We start from the raw sequence: 19300 nt of genomic DNA, 5'->3' as shown, positions 1-19300 counted from the left end.
GCAGGCGATTTAGGTGACCAGTTCAAAGGAAATATGCCGGGCGGGATTATCTCAGCTGCGGGTAACAGCGGTCACAAAGAAGGTACGGTTCAGTCTGTTAGCTTGTCCGGATGAGCCCCTCAAAGGCAGTCATGAGCGAGGAGCGAACATTAGAGTTGCATGTCATCGATTATCCGATTAAGGAAAGCGAATATGAAAAAGCCCCATAAATGGGGCCGGTGATATTTCAGGGGGACTACTTAGCCATTTCGATTTTAGGTGGTTGCCATGTACCATCGAGAATAGCTTTCTCGCCCCAATAAGCGCGGATATACAGTGAGAAATCACCGTCCGGAGCAGGCAGCCAGTTATCCATTTTATCCTCGCCAGGATTGGTTTTACTGACATACAACGTCAGCGAGCCATCGTCGTTATATTTGAGGTTTTTGTTTTTTGTCCCCAGTGAATAACGGTTCAGTTCATTAGGGCTGAACAGATGTTTACTGTTATAAAGCGTCAGTGACCAGAAGCCTTTCACTGGTGGAATTTCCCCTTTCGGGAAAGTCACGGTGTAAGCGTGGTCGCCAGAAAGTTGGGTGCCATCGGCATCGTTATCTGTGTAGAAATACTGCGTTTCGTCCGGTTTGTTGTCGAACATATTCGACTTTGAAGTGCCAGTACGGTTGTAGTAATCCGCTCCAAACTGGGCATTGTTCTTCGAACGATTCCAGCCGTTGCCCGCAGGCACGCCGTTGTTCTTCCATTTGAAGAATTCTGCAATGACCGCTTTTTCGGTATTCTCTGCGGACTCATTCATCCATTGGCGGATCTGCGGATCTTTCTTCCCGGCTTCCACTAAATGATGGAACTGGGCGTACATTGCCTCTTCACCCGGCAGTGGTGGCACTTTTTCCAGCACATTGGCGAACTGATCGAAGAATTTCTTTGGTATGACCCATTTGGTTTCACCTGCGCTGGCATCGGCTTCACCACCGATCGACGGCAACTTAGAATATTCAAACGACTTCATTTTGCCGTTGAATTCGCTCAACGGATAGGTCATCACTTCTTTGATCGGCGCCTGAATAGCGGCGCGATCTTCCGGCGTATCATCCATCTGAACGCGTGGGATCACGTTTGCCATCTCGGTAGAAGAGCGAATCACGCCATTAAAGCCTTTCGGCGTTTCACCTTTCCAGTTCGGGCCGACGAGCAGATAGAACCCAGGTTTAGTGCCGTACGGCTTACCGACGTTGCCAATCTGGTTGGTACGAGCATCATAAATGGCATATACCCAGAAGCGTTTGCCAAAGTCAGGCACCTGAATAACGATTGGGCCTTTGTCCAGCTCGAAGAAGCCCAGACCGTAAGCCACATCCTGGTTTGGACAGGTGACAAACGTCTCCTGTGGCTTGATGTAATCTGTGAGCATACTGAGTTGCCCCATAGGTGCCACGGGCACCATGCCGCCATTCAGCGCGGGGTAAGGTGCCTTGGTGATCGTTTCACGGCGGTTAAACTGGTTCACCATCGGCCAACCCCAGATGTAAGCCTGCTGCGCGATGGCCTTTACATAGACCTCCGGCATGGTGACCTCTATCGGGGTGGTTGCCAGCTCGCTAAACTTTGTCGGATACGCAATAGTCAGAGGCGCTGATTGCGCTGCAGCACCTGCGCTTAATGCGAGCGCCGTTACCAATGCAAGGTATTTAAATTTCATTATTTTTTCCTTTCTCACTTATTTGTCTGTACCAGATCGTCGGGAACCCACGTCTGGTCGTAGAAGCCATCTTCCGTGCCGTATAAACGCAAGGCGACGAGGAAATTACGATTCGGAACCGTTTTGATAAACGCATTATCCGCCACGTCATCCGGTTTATTTGGGCCAAACCAGATATCAATGGAACCATCACTGTTTTTCGGCAGGTTGTAATAGCCGTTGGTGGATGGCAGCAGTTGGTCGGTTTCCGGCATGGTGCCATCGGTAATGTTGTAAGCCGTTACCGCCCAGAACAGCGCCGCTGGCGGGTTTGGCGGCAGATGTAATTTGTAGGTGTTACTGCCATCAAGGAATTTGCCGTCTTTATCTTTCGTGGTGTACGGATATTTCGATCCGGCTCCGGTGGTGTGCATTACCATGGCTGCTGCGCTGGAATAGGCAATCTGGAAAAATGCCGCCCGCTGATTTTCATCCAGTGTGCCGTACTGCATCCATTCTGCCGTTGCGCCAGCCCAGGAGTTTTCATACTGGCGATCTTTATAATAAAGCTGGCGGTGATCGTCGCGTCCTGCCTGACGACGGGCGAGGATCATGCGCGGTGCGGTTTCGACGGCTTTCTTTAACAGCTCTTGCTGTTTGGCGGTTGGAGTGAAGGGTTTCCCTTTCACAATCCCGATACTTAACAGCGCACTACGCGTTTCGTCCGGGATCGCAGTCAACGGCTCATAATCGACAAAATCTTTCAGCTTCTTCCAGTAAGCGCTGTCTGTCGGATACATCATATTGATGCGTTTGCCGCTGGCATCCGGGAACTGCATCGGCTTGACTTCTTTTTCCACATCCCACAGCGGATAGATGCGTGTGGTTTCGGCATTTTTTACCGCAGGCACCGGGTCTGGTTTGCCATCACCTTTACCCATAATGGTGCGGAAGAACAGGAACACGTTATATGTCGGGGACTTAAATGCGTAATACCCCTGAGGCACAGGGCCTTCATAATCAGGTGGTAACAGCAAATAAAGGCCACCACGTGCGCGATCGGGGCCGATAGCCCCGACGTCAGTAATGGTTTTCTGGAAGAAGTCTGTGAACATTCCGATGACGTTGGCTGGCGCTTTAATCACCAGCGGGCCCGTTTCTTTCAGGTCCAGGTAGCTCATGGAGTAGATGACGTCGCCATTTGGGGTCGGTACCATGGCGCGGCTGTCCATTCGCTGTTTCCAGACTGGCAGCACGTTGTAGCCCTTACCAAACGCAGCTTCAGACCCGTCGCGTAAACCGATGGTGTTCAGCAGAGGTAAGGTTTGAATATAGGCATGAATCGCGTCCTGATAATACAGCTCATCACTCAGGTTCTGTGCTTCCTGAGCGGGTAACCAGTTGCCGTTGTTCAGTTGCTTCATCAACGGGGACATAGGAGACGTGGTCTCAGCCGCGAATGCGCCAGTAGAGGCCAGACAAGCCGCCATCACGCTGCCGACAAGCAGACGCCTGGTATATTTGATCTTGAACATCAAAAACTCCATCAAACAATGAGTTAGGTATCCAAATGAGCGTAGCCGAATTGTGAAAAAAGTGGGGGTGGATCAGAGAATATTATCGGCTTTAAACATGCAACATTTCTGGAAATACAACGGATTATGTGTTGTTAAAAATAATGACTAATTTTCGGGCATTGGTCTACACACGCCTTTTGTTTTCGATAGTCCATGCTGGGACTTTTGATAAAAAACATGACTCAACGTTGCCCGGCTGAGAATACAGTGGCATATTGGCTTCATTCATTTTGGAGGATTGAATGCGATTTGTATTTGAGACGATTCATGAACATTACCGGACGCTTGCGTTAAATAAGCATCAGACTGAGGTTGTTACCTGCGCAGAATATTTTTCGCTCAAAATGAATGAACCCTTGAAACTTGATTTAAATTCAATTTATTTTATTCCGGAAGGAGTGCTATCTATCGCGATGGATGAAGATCCGCATATTATAGGTACAACTATCGAATATATGCCAGTTGGTCTACTGGAATATTTATGTCCGGTGGTTTCGTTTAAGTATGTTGCATTAACGCCAGCAAAAGTCCTGAAAATAAGCATAAGTGACTTTGAAAGGATATTTTTTAATACCTCTGCTGATTATGCCAAAGAGCTAACCACGATATTGTCATATATGCTGATCGTTGTTTTGGATGTCCACGTCGAAAGAAGAACTGACTCAGGGTACTACACAATAAAAGCCATGTTACGACGTTATTTGTATCGAAGAACGGTCAACGCACAAGAGAGTGAAGGTATCGCCAATTTTATCATCCGTAGGACAAATCTTTCCAGGAGCTATGTTTTTCGTGTACTTGCTGCACTGAAAGAAGGGGAATATATCACAATAAAAAAAGGGAAGCTTATTTCGATTGACAAGAAGTTACCAAACGATTTTTAGCCCCTCAAGGCCATAAAGTTCCGTTATAAAAAATTTATGTAAAAAAATGACAGTAATACCTCATCTTATTGCGCTCACCTTAGAGCCTATCCCAATAGGGCTTTATTCCAGACAATGATGCCGCAGGCAAAATGCAGCATCGCTTCATGGTTTTCAACTTTCTTCTCCCATCGCGTCAGTATGCGACGGAAGCGGTTCACCCAGCTGTGCGTTCTCTCTACCACCCAGCGGTGCGCTTTAAAACCTGTCGTTCTGATGGCATCGGACTCCTCTTTCCTCGACTGAATATGAGGTTCATAACGACGGCTTTTCAGGCAGGCCTCCAGCCATTCCGCTTCATAACCTTTGTCCATACACAGGTGCAGCCTTTTGCCGGGTCTGCCCGTCTGAAGGGCATCCAGAGTATCTGCGACCCGCTTTATATCGTGCGTATTTGCCCCTGAGACCACGACAGAGAGCGGTAACCCGTTCGCATCGGTCATCAGACTACGCCTTACGCCCTGTTTTCCCCGGTCAGTGGGGCTGCGGCCTGTTTTTTGAGCCTGCCAGCGGCGATTTGGTCATGCAGCCATCCATCGATAACCATGACCAGTCGATGAACTCCAGCTGTTCACAGACAAGCAATCCGTTCTGCCAGAATCGTTCAAAAACACCGGCATCACGCCATTCCTGAAAGCGACGGTGGGCTGAGCTTGATGAGCAGATATCTGTCGCGTTGAGTGCATTCCACTGACAACCAGTTCTGAGCACAAAGAAAATGGCGTTCATTGCGGCACGATTATCAACACGTCTACGATGCCTTCCCAACGGGTGACTGGTTTTGTGCTCCGGGATAAGAGGATCCATTTTTTTCCAGAGTTCATCGCTTATCTGCCACTTGCTGCCTGCCATACTTTCCCCTCAGAAATTACCGTAACGCATACCCTGAATCACTTAAAAGTGTAACTCTCAGGGTGTGAATGACTATATCTGGCACCCAACGGACATTCAACTTTGCCCGCTTTAGACATTTCTAATGAGCCACTGACTAGACATTTCTGTTGAGCCTTGACAGCGCTTCGTATAATCCCCGCGTTATGTTGAACAGCCGCAGGCTGTTTACGGCTTTGTTGAATAAATCGAACTTTTGCCCAACGGCAGGATCAGATCACGCATCATCCTGATAACGCAGGTAGTCCCGTGGCAAAGCAAAAGTACAAAATCACCAACTGGAAGACCTACAACAAGGCCCTCATCCATCGAGGCTCCGTCACTTTCTGGCTGGACGACGAAGCCATTCAGGCGTGGTATGAGTCAGCAACGCCCTCATCACGGGGCAGACCTCTGCGTTATTCAGACCTTGCCATCGCAACCGTTCTGGTCGTTAAGCGCGTTTTCCGGCTGACCCTGCGGGCTGCACAGGGGTTTATTGATTCCATCTTTGCCCTGATGGACATTCCCCTGCGCTGCCCGGATTACACCAGTGTCAGCAAGCGGGCGAAGTCGGTTGATGTCAGCTTTAAAACACCCACCCGGGGTGAAATCGCGCATCTGGTGATTGATTTCACGGGCCTGAAAGTCTTCTGCGAAGGTGAGTGGAAAGTCAAAAAGCACGGCAAGGAGCTGCGTCGTATCTGGCGAAAGCTGCATCTGGCCGTTGATGCAAAAACACATGAAGTCGTCTGTGCTGACCTGTCGCTGAACAACGTGACCGATGCGGAAGTTTTCCCGGCTCTTATCCGGCAGACACACCGAAAAATAAAGTCTGCGGCGGCAGACGGGGCTTACGATACACGGTTATGCCACGACGAACTGCGTCACAGGAAAATCAGTGCACTTATTCCTCCCCGGAAAGGCGCTGGTTACTGGTCGGGTGAATATGCAGACCGCAACCGCGCAGTGGCGAATCAGAGACTGAGCGGGAGCAATGCCCGGTGGAAATGGGCAACGGACTATAATCGTCGCTCAATAGCCGAAACGGCAATGTACAGGGTAAAGCAGTTGTTCGGCGGCTCGCTGACGTTACGGGACTACGACGGTCAGGTTGCAGAGGCTTTGGCCATGGTGCGTGCGCTGAACAAAATGACGAAGGCAGGTATGCCAGAAAGTGTACGTATTGCCTGAACAATGACCAGTTACAGGAAGACACGCCTCAAATCTGATTTCTTCAACAAAGCCCACCTCTGGTTGAGAGTTTACTCACTTAGTCGGGTGCCCACTATTCGCGGGTAGGATCAGTTCAGTCGAGCTGCATGAAAAAGTCATCGGTGCCTTCATCGAGAAATACATATTCTACTAATTGGAGGCATTGCCATTTCTCGTAACATGCTGATTATCTGTTATTGAGAGGTTGTTTTTTTGTACTGTCATCTTAGCTAAAGTGATTTACTCAACAACGCCCTAAATAATATCAATTATGAGAACAGTGCTTCCTGAAAATTCTCCCGGGATCACTGGTGTTCCAGACAAAGTGCTTTTTACGATGAAATCGCTGGGTACATCAACAGCGGTTTCTATTGACTCTGTATTTGATGTGGAGTTTGCATCATCAAATGTCAGAATTGATTGAGTTCCATTAGATAAATTAACTGTCGGGTTGGCAAATGAAAGTACAACAGATGCATCGCCATTTTTACAAGTAACGCTCCCATGTGCCTTAACTTCACTTCCATCATAATCACCAACAGAAACTGTTTGATGATCTAACCTAATATCACTGGCTATACAGCTAATATCGACGGGTGTGGGTGGAGTGTACACACAAAAATTATAATCGTATTCATTATCATATTTACCATATAAATAGTTAGATACCAACAACAAGCAGTTTGTTGTATGCATATACCACCCGGGATCGGTTGTAGGGTTAACAATAACATCCAGGGTCATATTATTTGTCGTTTGAGAGCAACCTGGAAAATTAACAACATCTCCAGCTTTTATATCTTTCCGATAGTAACAACCTACTGGACTTACCCCCGATGTCCCATTATAACTTGTGTGCACACGACAATCGATCCCGTAAGAATCATTTTTTGCAACAAATGTAACTGGATCGCACTCCTGATAAGCATCCACTAAAATTTGATAACCGCTAGTGACAGACAGTAACCTGCTGTTATGCATGCTTAATATGTTAGCCGATGCTGATATACTAAAAACGAAAAAAAAATAACTTATTAATCTCAAGATCATTGGAAGGGTGCTCCTCATTACAGTGTATAATTTCCATATGCACAAGGCTTATATGTCACTAAATGACAAATAATCCAACAATCCATCCTGTTCGTTCGTAGCAACGAACCGAATATTGATAAATTCGTCAGAATACATCAGACATACTTTTTTTTCTGCGAGATAAAAAGGTCGTATTACTCAAAACTAATTATTGTTGATCATCACAGAGCATCCACAAATTTTAACCTACAACCAATATCATCTTATTATCCCGCACTTTTACCCGCTAGTGATAGTCCATTCATGGACTATCACTAGCGGGTAAATCGCCATGGATAATCTAGACACTTCCGAATCATTGATAATATTGGTTTTCGTATTCAGAAGGTGGCATCTGATTACTCGAACCATGCCGACGCCTACAGTTATAAAACATTCCGATGTAATCAAAAACATCACTGTGGGCTTCTTCCCGCGTTCCGTAGATCTTTTTCTTTATCCGTTCGCGTTTCAGTAGCTGAAAAAAGCTTTCCGCAACCGCATTGTCGTGGCAGTTGCCGCGCTGCCTTCCAGACCGTGTGATTTCAGGAACGACTGCCACTCATGGCTCGTGTACTGACTGCCCTGATCAGAGTGAACCAGTACCTGTTTTTGAGGATTACGGCGCCACACAGCCATAAGTAATGCGTTCAGGACAATGTCTTTTGTCATCCGGGGTTGCATTGACCAGCCGATAACTTTCCGGGAGAACAGATCCACCACCACGGCCAGATACAGCCAGCCTTCGTGGGTCCGGATTTAACTGCCGCTGGAGCCTATTGGGTGCCACTATGCTGGCTTCACCTTTGCGTGCCCGTGGGCTCCGGTACCCGACCTGAGCCTTTATTCCGGCACGATTCATCAGCCGCCAGACCCGGTTCACTCCGCACAGTTGCCCGGTATCACGCAGATCCAGATGGATCTTGCGATAACCATAGACGCAGCCTGACTCAAGCCAGAACTGTAGATTCAACTTGTCAACGCAACACCCTTTTCAAAAACCTGTTTTGGCGTCTTAAATTTCAATGTTTTCCTCGGCCTGTTGTTTAATTGCTCTGCGACATGGTCCAAGTCTTCTTGTGAATGTTGAGCCAGGCATAAAGACTGTGCGTGGTGATATCAAGACGGGTGGCGACGCTTGCAATGGAATGGCCGCGGTCAACAGCCTGTTTAACCGCTTCAATTTTGAACTCTTCGGGATAACGTTTACCGCTCATGAGCACCTCTCTTTTCAGTCATCTTAAATGACTCTGAGGTGTCTGTTAAACCCATGGCGATTCACATCTTATCAATTGAAAACTGTAAACTACCATCAGGGAGTTGGACTATTGAATTCATCGCCTGTAGAAGAAGCAAGATGATGTACACAGGATTTTTTGTTAAAGCAGTTAAAATTGCGGCTAGTTATTAGCCGGTACATAAATTTGTGTAATGTACTGATTCAATAATCGGGGGCCCGTCTCTCAACCCGGCGGGATTTTCATCGCCTACTGCATCTTTTCAGGATTTACCTTATCGCATCAGTACAGGCACATTACATCGCTGGCTAAATGTGGAGAGCATGAAAAACCGTGGGGCAGTCATCAAATGGGTTCTGTCGCATTAGCGCAGGCAAGTCAGCAAAAGCCGCGCTGCCGTTTTTTTAGGCGGCCAACAGATAAAATTGTTCTGCAGGTGACAGACGCTCTCCAGGATACTGAAACTGCGCTTTGCGTATCATGTGTATCAACTCAGTCCCAGCCAGAATCGTCTGTGCACGGCGAAATGATTTGAATCCCGGCATCGGACGTATTCGTCGTTTGATGTTCCGGTGGTCCTGCTCCACCAGGTTGTTCAGACTGATGGTAATCGTTTCTTCTTCTGGTTTGTCGGCGTTTAGCGTGGTCAGAGCCGCAGAGCTGCCGTCGCATCACGCTTCGCCGTCAACAAAAAATCTATTGTCTGACCGTCGGTATCAACTGCCCGATACAGGTATTTCCACCGGCCCCGGATTTTGATGTAAGTTTCATCCATTCGCCATCGTCTGCCCACGGGGCGTTGATGCCGACGAAACGCTTTATCCAGTAATGGCACCCTGCGAATAACCCGGCGATGAAGTGTTGAATGGGCAACAATGATGCCACGTTCAGCCATCATCTCTTCGGGGTTGCGCAAACTGAGCATGTACGCCAGATACCAACGAACGCATTGGGCGATGATATCAACAGGATAGTGCAGACGTCTGAAGGCGTTTCGGAGCAGAAACATCGTCAGGTAACATCGTAAAAAAAACAGCATGTTACCCGACGATGGCTTAATGCGACAGAACCTGCGGTCGTCAGGTTAATTTATCGACCAGATGACGGCTTTGCTCAATCATTTTCATCCCTTCGCTTTCGTTGAGCTGCAGTAATCCCATAAACAGCAGATCAGTTATACATAATTGGGCCGAGCGTGATGAGATGGAAGAACTACGCCAACGCTGCTCATCTGAAACCGTATCAAGCGTGTAATCAGCCAGATTTCTTAAATCACTGTCCTGCAAAGAGGTTAATGCAATAACAGTAGCACCATTGGATTTTGCTATTTTGGCCGCCAACAGCACTTCTTTCCGCTGGCCGGAAAAGGAAATAGCCAGCATGACATCACGACTGGTGAGCGTCTGGGCAATGGTCAACTGCACGTGGCTGTCGAACTCCGTCAGGATATGAAAACCTATTTTCATCAATTTCCAAGCAAGATCTTTGCCTACCAGCGAGGAACTGCCTATGGCTGCAATATGGATGCGATGAGCGTTCTGAAGCAACCTGATCACTTTTTCCAGCTGATTTATATCCAGACTGTCGGTTGTTTTTCTGGTGGCGTTTTGCTTTTCAATCAGCAGCTTATTTGCCACATCAAGAAGGGGATCCTGGCTGCTGATGTCATTGTGCAGATGGGACGACTGCTGCTTATGTTCAGTCAGCTGTTTCCCCCACTCCTCTACCAGAGCCATTTTAAATTTAGTGAAGCCCTGTAACCCGAGCTTCTGTGCAAATTTGACGATAGCCGACTGGCTGACACCCAGGGTTTCCGCCAGTTGTTGTGAGGATAATTCTTTCAATACGTCAGGACTACTGATGATGAAACTCGCAATCTTGCGCTCGCCTGGGGTGAAGCGTTCCATGTTGTCAATCAGTTTTTGGCGATATAGCACGGTCATTTCTCCGTAAAAAATATTGTCTGATCGTCTTCCTATCACGCCTGAAAGGCAACATGCAGCATCAATATGAGCCTGGTTTTGCGTTATTCATCGTTTGAAATATATGAAGTCGGTCACGTTTATCTTTCTTGGAATAAAATATTCCTTTTTATTTTATGTTCAATAATTAATTATTACATCCGGCGCCAGACCACTTTATAATTAATCCACTAATGGAATGATGATAATGAAAATCAGAAATTGCACAGTTTCACTTTTTGCGTTGATGGCAAGTCTTAGCACACAAGCTGCTGAAATATATAAAGAAAATGATGGTTCTTTCGTAGACTTGTATGGCCGTCTTGGCTTTAACATTTCCAATAAAAAGACCGGTGATACCCAGGGCGATTTTGATGGACGCTTAGGGGTAAGTGGACGTCAGGTCGTCAATGACACAGTCTCGGTGATCGGTTTAGCTCAATACCAGGTTAATTCAGCGGAATATGCTAACAACGTTGAAGGCGAAAACGATAGCCTCACTGCTCGCTATGTCTGGGCGGGCCTGGATATGTCTGAATACGGGAAAATCACGGGCGGACGCGTTTCATCTGGTCTGATCATGTTCACCGACATTGGTGATGTGTTCGCCAGTTCAGATGTCTCGACCGGTCGCCAGGCGCGTAAAATTGATCCGACTGCTGTACAGGTCTTCCGTCAGGATGGCACCGTTCAGTACCAGAATACCTTTGGCAATATTGATTTTTCTACGGCCTACATTATTGGGAATAACACGTCCGATTTGGATTACGGCTATAACTCAGCACTGCGTTACACGCTGGATATGGGGAGTGCAGGGAAATTAACACCGGTTATCGCGTTCCAGAAAACGCGTGCAAAACAGAGCGAAAATAGCCGTACAAATGGAGCTGATACCTTCACTTATGGCGGTCTGGGTACACGCTATTACCTCGATTCATTGATGCTTGGTTTGCTTTACTCGCAAGACACGGTGACCTACACCAATGGTTATGCAGATAGCAAAGATAAGAACTGGGAATTTACGGCTGTTTACGACATCAACAGTGACTGGGCTGTACGTACAGGCTACCGTTATCTCAATAATGAAGGCGGTGATGATCTGGAACTGCGTGATACCACCTTTGAAGTGCAATACAAACTGACCCCACGCAGCTCTATATATACGGCTTATGTTATGCGTAACGGCCATGATGGCAAGAATGTCATGACCGGACGTACTGTTTCGTTTGGTGGTAGCTCCGCATCAGAAAGTTTCTACCATGCAGGTCTGCGTTACGAATTCTAATTATGCAATCTGGCCGGAGCAGGTTGCTGCAATGGCCTTGAAAGGAGGATCCTATGTTCAGAGCTATATTCACTGTGCTGTTGTTGACGTTCTCCAGCCTCAGCCTGGCTTCTACGCTGAAGCTGGGTGACAATATCAATGTTCTGGCGGTACGCGATGCACAGGTCAATTCCCTGTCAAAATCGATAACGTTTGGAAGCGGCGAGCAGGCGATGATTGTACGCTTCGATGCCCCAACCAACCCCGGTTCGGCAAACGAAAGCCAGGGACGTGTGACATCCGATGCTGTGCTCTTAACGTTTATATCCCCACTTAACGGAAAGATTACCCTGACCACAGCGACACCTCGCATAGAAAGTGAAACGCGTAAAGCTGCCAGGGATCCTCATTTTACCCTTAATAATGCTGATGGTTCAGCTATTGCCATGAACAGTCAGCCCATTGAGCTGCCGCAAAGTACATTGATGACGGACTACAACCAGTATTTGCCTGCAAAGGCATCCGTCACGACGCAAACCACACAAACCATCGAGCATACAACTCTGGCAGAGCACGACGTTTCCCTAAGCCAGGTGCAAAGTGAATATCTGAAATTAGATGCGACTCAACGTAAAGCTTTTTTGCGTTGGGCGCTGGAATTGTAATGTTGCAATCAGGCATGAGCGAAGAACGAGACAATGATGAAAATCGATTTAACCACCCTGGCCACTGAAAGCCGAAATACTCAAAGCGAAAGTATCGACATGCTCTCTACGCAAGAGATGCTGAAAGTCATTAATAAAGAAGACCAGAAAGTGGCTCTGGCGGTTGAAAAAGTGATCCCGGCGATTACACAGGCTGTCGATGCCATCGTTGCTGCTTTTCAGAGGGGAGGCCGTTTGATTTATTGCGGCGCTGGTACCTCTGGTCGCCTTGGTATTCTTGATGCAAGTGAATGTCCACCCACTTACGGAACTCCGCGCGAACAGGTTGTTGCGTTGATCGCCGGGGGCCACCAGGCCATTCTTCAGGCCGTTGAAAATGCAGAAGACAGCCTGACACTGGGCGTGGAAGATCTGAAAAATCTTGAGTTTAATGGCAACGACGTGCTCGTCGGGATTGCTGCCAGTGGCCGTACACCTTACGTCGTGGCGGCGATCAATTATGCCAATAGCCTCAACGCAACCACCGTTGCGCTGACGTGTAACGAAGACAGTGAAATCACGAAAATCGCTAAGATCGCCATCATGCCCGTCGTAGGCGCCGAAGTGGTTACGGGCTCTTCACGTATGAAAGCCGGTACTGCACAAAAGCTGGTGCTGAATATGCTAACCACCGGGGCAATGATCCGCAGCGGGAAGGTCTACGGCAATCTGATGGTGGATGTGGAAGCGACCAACCAGAAGCTGGTTCAGCGTCAGATAAATATTGTTATGCAAGCAACTGAATGCGATAACCAGACCGCCTCACAGGCGCTGAAAGCCTGCGAAGGCCATTGCAAAACAGCCATCGTCATGGTGCTGGGAAAACATACGGCGACGCAGGCAAAACAGCTTTTAAATGATAACAACGGGTTTATTCGCAACGCGTTGGCTAAAACGGAAATCTCATAATGGCTAGGATTACGGAACAATTCATTGCCACTATCCTGCAACTGGTCGGCAATAAAAATAACATACAGACCTGCGGGCACTGTATGACCCGGCTGCGTCTTTCGCTCAACAATGATCAGCTAGTTGAGCATGACAAACTCAAGGCGTTGGATGGTGTATTAGGCGTTATCAACACCGAAGATCAGCTGCAGATTATCCTCGGACCAGGTAAGGCGCAAACCGCCGCCGAAATGATGAATGCCATGCTGGCAAATAGTGCGGATGCTGTTTCTGAACCACCGGGCATTAGTTCAGTGGCCAGCGATACCAAACAGAAGATGAAAGCAAAGCAAAATAGTGCCATTCACCAGTTCCTTGCTAAGTTTGCCACTATCTTTACACCACTTATTCCGGGGTTTATTGCCGCCGGAATGTTGTTAGGTTTTGCAACATTAATCGAGCAAAGCCTACTGGCGGGTGCCGTTGATAAGAATGCAACCCTTGTGCATATCGTGGGTTACATGAAGATTTTCGGTAAGGGCTTGTTCACTTTCTTGCCTATTCTCATTGGCTATAATGCGCAAAAAGCATTTGGGGGTTCCGGTGTTAATGGGGCCATCATTGCTTCCTTGTTCTTGCTGGGCTACAACCCGGATGCGACGGTGGGATATTTTTCCGGTGTCGATAACTTCTTTGGCATGGGCATCGACCCGCGTGGGAACATTATTGGTGTTCTGATTGCATCTATTGTGGGCGCGTGGATTGAGCGACAGCTCCGTAAAGTCATCCCGGATAATCTTGACATGATCCTCACCTCGTTGCTGACGCTGCTCATTACCGGCGCGGTGACGTTTACGCTGATTATGCCGTTTGGTGGAGAGCTGTTTAAAGGGATGTCGTGGCTATTCTTGAATCTGAATGGCAACCCCTTTGGCTGTGCCATCCTCGCAGGTTTGTTCTTGATATCGGTAGTTTTTGGCGTGCATCAGGGATTCATTCCGGTTTATTTTGCACTGATGGACGTGCAGGGTTTTAACTCTTTGTTCCCTATTCTGGCCATGGCAGGGGGCGGGCAGGTTGGTGCAGCACTCGCGCTTTACTGCCGCTCAGCTAAAGATTCGAACACTCGCAATCAGGTGAAAGGCGCCATTATCCCTGGACTTTTGGGTGTTGGCGAACCGCTGATTTATGCCGTGACGTTGCCTCGCATGAAACCTTTTGTGACGGCTTGTCTTGGTGGAGCCTGTGGAGGGTTCTTTATTGGGCTAGTTGCGTGGCTAGGTCTGCCCGTTGGCCTGAATACTGTATTCGGTCCGTCTGGTCTGGTGTCACTGCCGCTGATGACCTCCAGCGAGGGAATTTATGCGGGGATGGGGATTTATGCTGTGGGTATGCTTATCTCTTATTTATGCGGTTTTATTCTTACCTGGTTCTTTGGCTACAAAGATGTTGATCTGACTTAAGATCACTGGCAGGCGGCCCCCTAAATTCATGTTACCGCCTGCCTTTTTTTATTTATTCCATCCAGCACACTTTTCCAGTTCGCTTTCTTGATGGTTAGGAATCTCAATGACTCCATCGCCAATAACCTGAGCAAGCAATTCCATCCATTTTGCAAAGCGAAAAAACCAGGATATTGCTGGCAGATGTAGTCCATCTGTACTTTTGATGTGCTGTCCATCACCCATTTAAACACCTTCATGTAGGGGGCCGCCTGGAAAAGGGAAATTATCCTACGGCAAGGCTATTTTTTAATCAGAGGTGTTTTGGTAACTACCTGTATTGACGGCTCTGTGTTGCTTCTGCGTCCGAAACCGAACGATTACGTACACTATGCGGTCTGTGTGTACGAAAGTAAGCAAAACCATAAACGGACAAGTTGATAGTTCCGTACATCCCTTACGGTCAGGGATTTCCGTTCAATGGAACGAAATCACCCGTTAAGCTTAAAACGCTTAACGTAGGATATTTTCGTTTTCCAGGCAGACCCCTATTCACGTCGAGATCGCCGGTTACGCCATGGGGGAACGAATGGCGAAGCGGCATTGTCAGGATGATGCGTGATCTGAACCTGTCATTCAGCAAAAGTTCGATTTATTCAACAAAGCCACAGTTACGTGAAAATGTTAAATAACGTTAAACCTGAGTAGTTGGGGAAATTTCTGGGATGACATCCCGATGGAACGCTTTTTTGAAAGTCTGAAACGAAGTGGATGTTGGATAATGGGGGGGGCTTTGCCACTACAATCAGGAGTTATGGATAGCTGAGTACTGACTAGCTATATATTGCTGTGTGCGTATATCCAGAAAAATAACCCAATAAAACTATGCGTTATAACGTGAAGTGCCTTTTTCAATTTAAATGGATCGGTTTTTTTGTTCTGATATCACCTTTTAATTTCCAACGTGATATTTACAACGTCAATTTTAGACGACGGGCCGTCTCATAATGCTGAACCCAGTATTGGTTAGTAAGTGAGGATATCGTCACCCCTTGGCTAGTTGAAGCATGAATGAACTGGCTATTTCCGAGATATACACCGACATGTCGATGATTTGAGCCGGTCTTAAAAAAAACCAAATCCCCTGGTTTTAGGTTGCCTTTATTTATATGGATTCCTTTTTTTATTTGCTGGAAAGTAGTGCGTGGCAATTTTTTGTTCAACGCGTCAATAAATATGTTTTGCATAAGTGCCGAACAATCTACACCATGACGTGTTGTCCCCCCCAATTTATAACGCGTTTTTTTCCATTTAGAGTATTGATTTAATAATGCGGATTTAATTTTTTTTGTTTTCCTTCTCTTTGTTTTTAAACTGTTTTTTATGTTTGAATTATAATTAACAGAAGAAATTAAATGTAAGTGATAAAATTCTTTTGGAAGATGAAATGCAAATGAGTGAGAGCTAAATAAAACAAGCACAGCCAGTAGCGAGGTATATGCAACGTTTTTAACATATGACATGAAATATATTTACCTAGACACGGATGGGAAGCGTGAACATTATTAATGTGTTTTACATTTTGGCAATGACCAAAATTATGTGAACGGCTTGCAAACATCCAGATGTGGGCTCGTCGTTTAGCATCAAGAGTTATTTCGAGGTGAATAATCGTATGTTAGTGGCAAGATACAAGTAACCATTACTTTCTAGACACTGGTAAGCAAATAAATCAGCCTTGATCGAGATGCTTAATAATAACCAGTGATTGATATTCGATCACTCTTATTTCTTTGTTTTTACTTTTAATAATATTAAATCACTCATTTTTACTTTTAATGGGGGCCGCTTGGAAAGTGGAAATTATCCTATGTTAAGCGTAACGGGTGATTTCGGGTTCTGTCGCATTAAGCCATCGTCGGGTAACATGCTGTTTTTTTTACGATGTTAACTGACGATGCCTCTGACCCGAAACGCGGCTTTGTTGAATAAATCGAACTTTTTGCCGTTATCAGGATCAGATCACGACATCTCCGGTCAAGGGGGCATGACGAGAACAGCCGCCCATTTTGGTATTCACAAATCCACCGTCAGTCACTGGGTCGCTTCCTGGCAGATACACGGGATTGACGGCATTACCTGGAAGATTGCTGGATACAGTCCGGCATTTAAGCTGGAGGTAGTGAAGACCACACAGAAGGAACACCCACCGGACAGCGTGTCCAGACCCGCTGAAGATCTCTCTCATGACGAATGCTGACAGAGCTGCGTTATCTGCGTACGGAGGTCGACTACTTAAAAAAGCTGAAAGCCCTGGCTCAGCAAAAGAAAAAGAAAAAGAAAAAGAAAAAGAAAAAGAAAAAGAAAAAATAATCAGCGAGCTGAGGGCTGTACATGCCTTACACGATCTGCTGGCCGCAGCCGGAATGGCCCGCAGTACCAGGTATTACCATCAGTCGGTTCGCAACCGGCCTGATAAGTACGCAGAAATAAATAGAAAAATCAGCCAGATATACCAGCATCATAAAGGATGCTATGGATCACAGCGGCTCTCGTCAGAGAGCACGAACGCGTGAACCACAAAACCGTGCAGCGGTTGATGAGCGAGCAGTCCCTGAAAGCAGTGATCCGGGTGAAAAAATACCGTTCCTGGAAGGGTGAGCAGGGGAAAATCGCCCCCAATGTTCTGCCGCGGAACTTTACGGCCACACGGCCGAACGAAAAGTGGGTAACGGACGACACGGAGTTCGCAGTGGCGGGGCAGAAGCTGTATCTGTCACCCATTATTGATCTGTTTAACGGTGAAGTTATCTCGCATGTGATGTCGGAACGACTGGTGATGAAGATGGTAAGTACTATGCTGGAGAAAGCGCTGGCAAAGCTGAACCCGGGAGATAAACCGGTTTTACACTCAGACCCGGGCTGGCAATATCAGATGCAGCGCTGGCAGGAACAACTGAAAGCGCATGGTCTGACGCAGAGCATGTCCCGTAGGGGAAACTGCCTGGATAAAGCTGTGGCGGAGAGCTTCTTCAGGACGCTGAAATCAGAATGCTTTTACCTGAAGAAATTTGACAGCGTTACAGAGCTTCTGTCAGGTGGTGGACAGGTATATCCGCTATTACAACAATGAACGGATCAGACTGAAGTTAAAGGGCCAGAGCCCGGTAGAATACCGGACTCTGGCCTCAGTGGCAGCCTGATTAAAACCGTCCAACTTTATGGGGTCAGTTCAATTGGGCGAGGGTTTACGGGCAATTGGCTAAAACTCTGATCTGGCAGGAAGGATGGGGAGGCTTGTAGATACTTTGTTTATCCTCTACAATGTATCTACAAATGTGATGGGGGAAATGTTAATGACAACTGTAACGCTAAAAAAATGGGGCAATAGCCCATCGATCAGGATACCTGCCAGCGTAATGCAAGCAGCGGCACTTAATGTTGAAGATAAACTCGATTTGAAAGTTGATGAAGCTGGCCAAATTGTGTTGGTTCCATTGAAATATAAAGAGTATTCCCTAGATATGCTGTTATCAGGTATCACCCCTGAAAACGTTCACGAAAAGATAGATTTCGGTTCACCCGTTGGAAAGGAATTGATCTAAATGGTTTCACGTTACGTACCAAACTCCGGGGATCTTATCTGGCTTGATTTTGACCCCGTAGAAGGTCACGAACAGGGAGGTCATCGCCCTGCTGTTGTCCTTAGCCCTTTTTCTTATAATAATCCCGTAGGGCTGCTACTTTGCGTTCCGTGTACAACTAAAGCTAAAGGCTATCCGTTTGAGGTAGAACTATCGAGTAGCCGCGAAAGTGTTGCTCTGGCTGATCAAGTTACCTGTGTTGACTGGAGAGCGCGAAAAGTAACAAAAAAAGGCACTATATCGCTTGGAGAACTTGCTGAGATCAGAGCAAAGGCTAAGGCTCTAATCGGGTGAAAAATCACTGCCGTGCTTTACGGTGAATCTGCAGGATAAGCCCCGGGAAGGCTTCCGGATTGGTGACGTTATTCAGGGACAGGTCAGCACAGATCACCTCGTGGGTATCGGCGTCCACGGCCAGGTGCAGTTTTCACCAGATGCGACGTTTTTCCTGTCCGTGTTTTTTCACTTTCCATTCGCCTTCGTCGAACACTTTCAGCCTGGTGGAATCGATAACCAGATGGTTAATTTCGCCGCGTGTCGGGGTTTTGAAACGGACACTCACGGACTTAGCCCGCTTACTGACGCAGGAATAATCCGGACAGCGAAGTGGCGTGTTCATCAGCTTAAAAATCGAATCATTGACATACTTCCCGTCCTAAAGAGCGAGGATTCCTACAGCGTTCAGACCGGAGTCTGACTCGCCTCGGTGGGTTCCTGCTTCATTGAGCGGCCTGAATTTGCCCTCTCTCCACAGGCTAGTGCGGCATGTCCTGCCGCTAAAATATTACGTGCGCCATTTATGTCGGCATTTTCGATATATCCACA

18 protein-coding genes and 6 pseudogenes are annotated in these 19300 nt (G+C 47.1%); 9 read left to right on the top strand and 15 right to left on the bottom strand.

Translation table 11 applies throughout. The annotated features are described in order from the left end of the window. Positions 1-235: 235 nt before the first annotated feature. Positions 236-1699, bottom strand: a complete 1464-nt coding sequence (locus FH968_RS22475) for a DUF1254 domain-containing protein (RefSeq protein ID WP_139883525.1) — start codon at positions 1697-1699, stop codon at positions 236-238. A 14-nt stretch (positions 1700-1713) separates the two neighbouring features. Next, entirely contained in the window at positions 1714-3168 is a 1455-nt protein-coding gene (locus FH968_RS22470; RefSeq protein WP_370451552.1) for a DUF1254 domain-containing protein, read from the bottom strand. Between the two features lie 329 nt (positions 3169-3497). Between FH968_RS22470 and FH968_RS22465 the strand changes: the two genes are divergently transcribed. Further along, entirely contained in the window at positions 3498-4139 is a 642-nt protein-coding gene (locus tag FH968_RS22465; RefSeq protein ID WP_139883521.1) for a helix-turn-helix domain-containing protein, read from the top strand. A gap of 86 nt (positions 4140-4225) precedes the next feature. Here FH968_RS22465 and FH968_RS22460 read toward each other — a convergent pair. After that, positions 4226-5030 (bottom strand): IS5 family transposase gene (locus FH968_RS22460; protein ID WP_189389315.1). Its coding sequence is split into 2 segments (ribosomal slippage): positions 4226-4678 and positions 4680-5030, totalling 804 coding nucleotides; the frame shifts between segments, so codons are not numbered across the junction. 288 nt (positions 5031-5318) lie between these two features. Here FH968_RS22460 and FH968_RS22455 point away from each other — a divergent pair. Further along, the gene (locus FH968_RS22455; protein ID WP_139883516.1) at positions 5319-6242 is read left to right on the top strand and encodes an IS5 family transposase; all 924 of its coding nucleotides are present in this window, start codon (positions 5319-5321) and stop codon (positions 6240-6242) included. A 276-nt stretch (positions 6243-6518) separates the two neighbouring features. Here the strand turns inward: FH968_RS22455 and FH968_RS22450 are convergent, their stop codons facing one another. From FH968_RS22450 to FH968_RS22435, 8 genes and pseudogenes are all read right to left on the bottom strand, one after another. Next, the gene (locus tag FH968_RS22450) at positions 6519-7313 is read right to left on the bottom strand and encodes a hypothetical protein (RefSeq protein WP_139883514.1); all 795 of its coding nucleotides are present in this window, start codon (positions 7311-7313) and stop codon (positions 6519-6521) included. Positions 7314-7650: 337 nt separating this feature from the next. After that, the gene (locus FH968_RS24225; protein ID WP_370451551.1) at positions 7651-7896 is read right to left on the bottom strand and encodes an IS3 family transposase; all 246 of its coding nucleotides are present in this window, start codon (positions 7894-7896) and stop codon (positions 7651-7653) included. Next, on the bottom strand, positions 7806-8054 hold the full coding sequence (locus FH968_RS24220) for a DDE-type integrase/transposase/recombinase (protein WP_370451550.1): 249 nt from the start codon (positions 8052-8054) through the stop codon (positions 7806-7808). The genes FH968_RS24225 and FH968_RS24220 overlap by 91 nt, the downstream gene beginning before the upstream one ends. Next, positions 7954-8307 (bottom strand): IS3 family transposase, encoded by a 354-nt coding sequence (locus FH968_RS24215; RefSeq protein WP_370451549.1) that lies wholly within the window; start codon positions 8305-8307, stop codon positions 7954-7956. The genes FH968_RS24220 and FH968_RS24215 overlap by 101 nt, the downstream gene beginning before the upstream one ends. Then, positions 8304-8432: pseudogene (locus tag FH968_RS24210) on the bottom strand (IS30 family transposase); the annotation flags it as partial. The gene FH968_RS24215 and the pseudogene FH968_RS24210, both read right to left, overlap by 4 nt. Further along, positions 8381-8551 (bottom strand): transposase, encoded by a 171-nt coding sequence (locus FH968_RS24205; protein WP_370451548.1) that lies wholly within the window; start codon positions 8549-8551, stop codon positions 8381-8383. The gene FH968_RS24205 and the pseudogene FH968_RS24210, both read right to left, overlap by 52 nt. 425 nt (positions 8552-8976) lie before the next feature. Further along, positions 8977-9581, bottom strand: a pseudogene (locus tag FH968_RS22440) (IS6 family transposase). 70 nt (positions 9582-9651) lie between these two features. Next, complete coding sequence (locus FH968_RS22435) at positions 9652-10515, bottom strand: SIS domain-containing protein (RefSeq protein WP_139883511.1); 864 nt, start codon at positions 10513-10515, stop codon at positions 9652-9654. Between the two features lie 226 nt (positions 10516-10741). On the opposite strand from FH968_RS22435, the gene FH968_RS22430 reads away from it, so the two are divergent. The 4 genes from FH968_RS22430 to murP are packed head-to-tail and all read left to right on the top strand — an operon-like array spanning position 10742 to position 14852. Next, positions 10742-11818 (top strand): porin, encoded by a 1077-nt coding sequence (locus tag FH968_RS22430; protein ID WP_139883509.1) that lies wholly within the window; start codon positions 10742-10744, stop codon positions 11816-11818. Positions 11819-11871: 53 nt separating this feature from the next. Continuing rightward, the gene (locus FH968_RS22425) at positions 11872-12462 is read left to right on the top strand and encodes a DUF2057 family protein (RefSeq protein WP_139883507.1); all 591 of its coding nucleotides are present in this window, start codon (positions 11872-11874) and stop codon (positions 12460-12462) included. Between the two features lie 36 nt (positions 12463-12498). Next, positions 12499-13410, top strand: a complete 912-nt coding sequence (gene murQ / locus FH968_RS22420) for an N-acetylmuramic acid 6-phosphate etherase (RefSeq protein WP_139883527.1) — start codon at positions 12499-12501, stop codon at positions 13408-13410. Next, positions 13410-14852: a PTS N-acetylmuramic acid transporter subunit IIBC gene (gene murP, locus FH968_RS22415; protein WP_139883505.1), complete on the top strand. Its 1443-nt coding sequence runs from the start codon at positions 13410-13412 to the stop codon at positions 14850-14852. Before murQ ends, murP begins: the two co-directional genes overlap by 1 nt. 48 nt (positions 14853-14900) lie before the next feature. Here the strand turns inward: murP and FH968_RS22410 are convergent. Both FH968_RS22410 and FH968_RS22405 read right to left on the bottom strand, forming a co-directional pair. Beyond that, a pseudogene (locus FH968_RS22410) lies at positions 14901-15094 on the bottom strand (hypothetical protein); the annotation flags it as partial. A 708-nt stretch (positions 15095-15802) separates the two neighbouring features. After that, on the bottom strand, positions 15803-16354 hold the full coding sequence (locus FH968_RS22405) for an NlpC/P60 family protein (RefSeq protein ID WP_139883503.1): 552 nt from the start codon (positions 16352-16354) through the stop codon (positions 15803-15805). 458 nt (positions 16355-16812) lie between these two features. Between FH968_RS22405 and FH968_RS22400 the strand changes: the two are divergent. The 3 genes and pseudogenes from FH968_RS22400 to mazF all read left to right on the top strand — a co-directional run bounded on the left by FH968_RS22400 (position 16813) and on the right by mazF (position 18769). Beyond that, positions 16813-18034: pseudogene (locus FH968_RS22400) on the top strand (IS3 family transposase). Positions 18035-18187: 153 nt separating this feature from the next. Beyond that, the gene (locus FH968_RS22395; protein WP_139883501.1) at positions 18188-18436 is read left to right on the top strand and encodes an AbrB/MazE/SpoVT family DNA-binding domain-containing protein; all 249 of its coding nucleotides are present in this window, start codon (positions 18188-18190) and stop codon (positions 18434-18436) included. Further along, positions 18437-18769: an endoribonuclease MazF gene (mazF, locus tag FH968_RS22390; protein WP_139883498.1), complete on the top strand. Its 333-nt coding sequence runs from the start codon at positions 18437-18439 to the stop codon at positions 18767-18769. It begins immediately after the preceding gene. Positions 18770-18779: 10 nt separating this feature from the next. On the opposite strand, the pseudogene FH968_RS22385 reads toward mazF, so the two are convergent. Further along, a pseudogene (locus tag FH968_RS22385) lies at positions 18780-19112 on the bottom strand (transposase); the annotation flags it as partial. A gap of 44 nt (positions 19113-19156) precedes the next feature. After that, positions 19157-19300, bottom strand: a pseudogene (locus FH968_RS22380) (RNA-guided endonuclease TnpB family protein); the annotation flags it as partial.

Source organism: Buttiauxella sp. B2, from assembly GCF_006376615.1.
In the GTDB taxonomy this organism is placed as follows: domain Bacteria; phylum Pseudomonadota; class Gammaproteobacteria; order Enterobacterales; family Enterobacteriaceae; genus Buttiauxella.
Note: the sequence above shows the minus strand (reverse complement) of the source record. Positions and strands in the feature narration are given on the sequence as shown.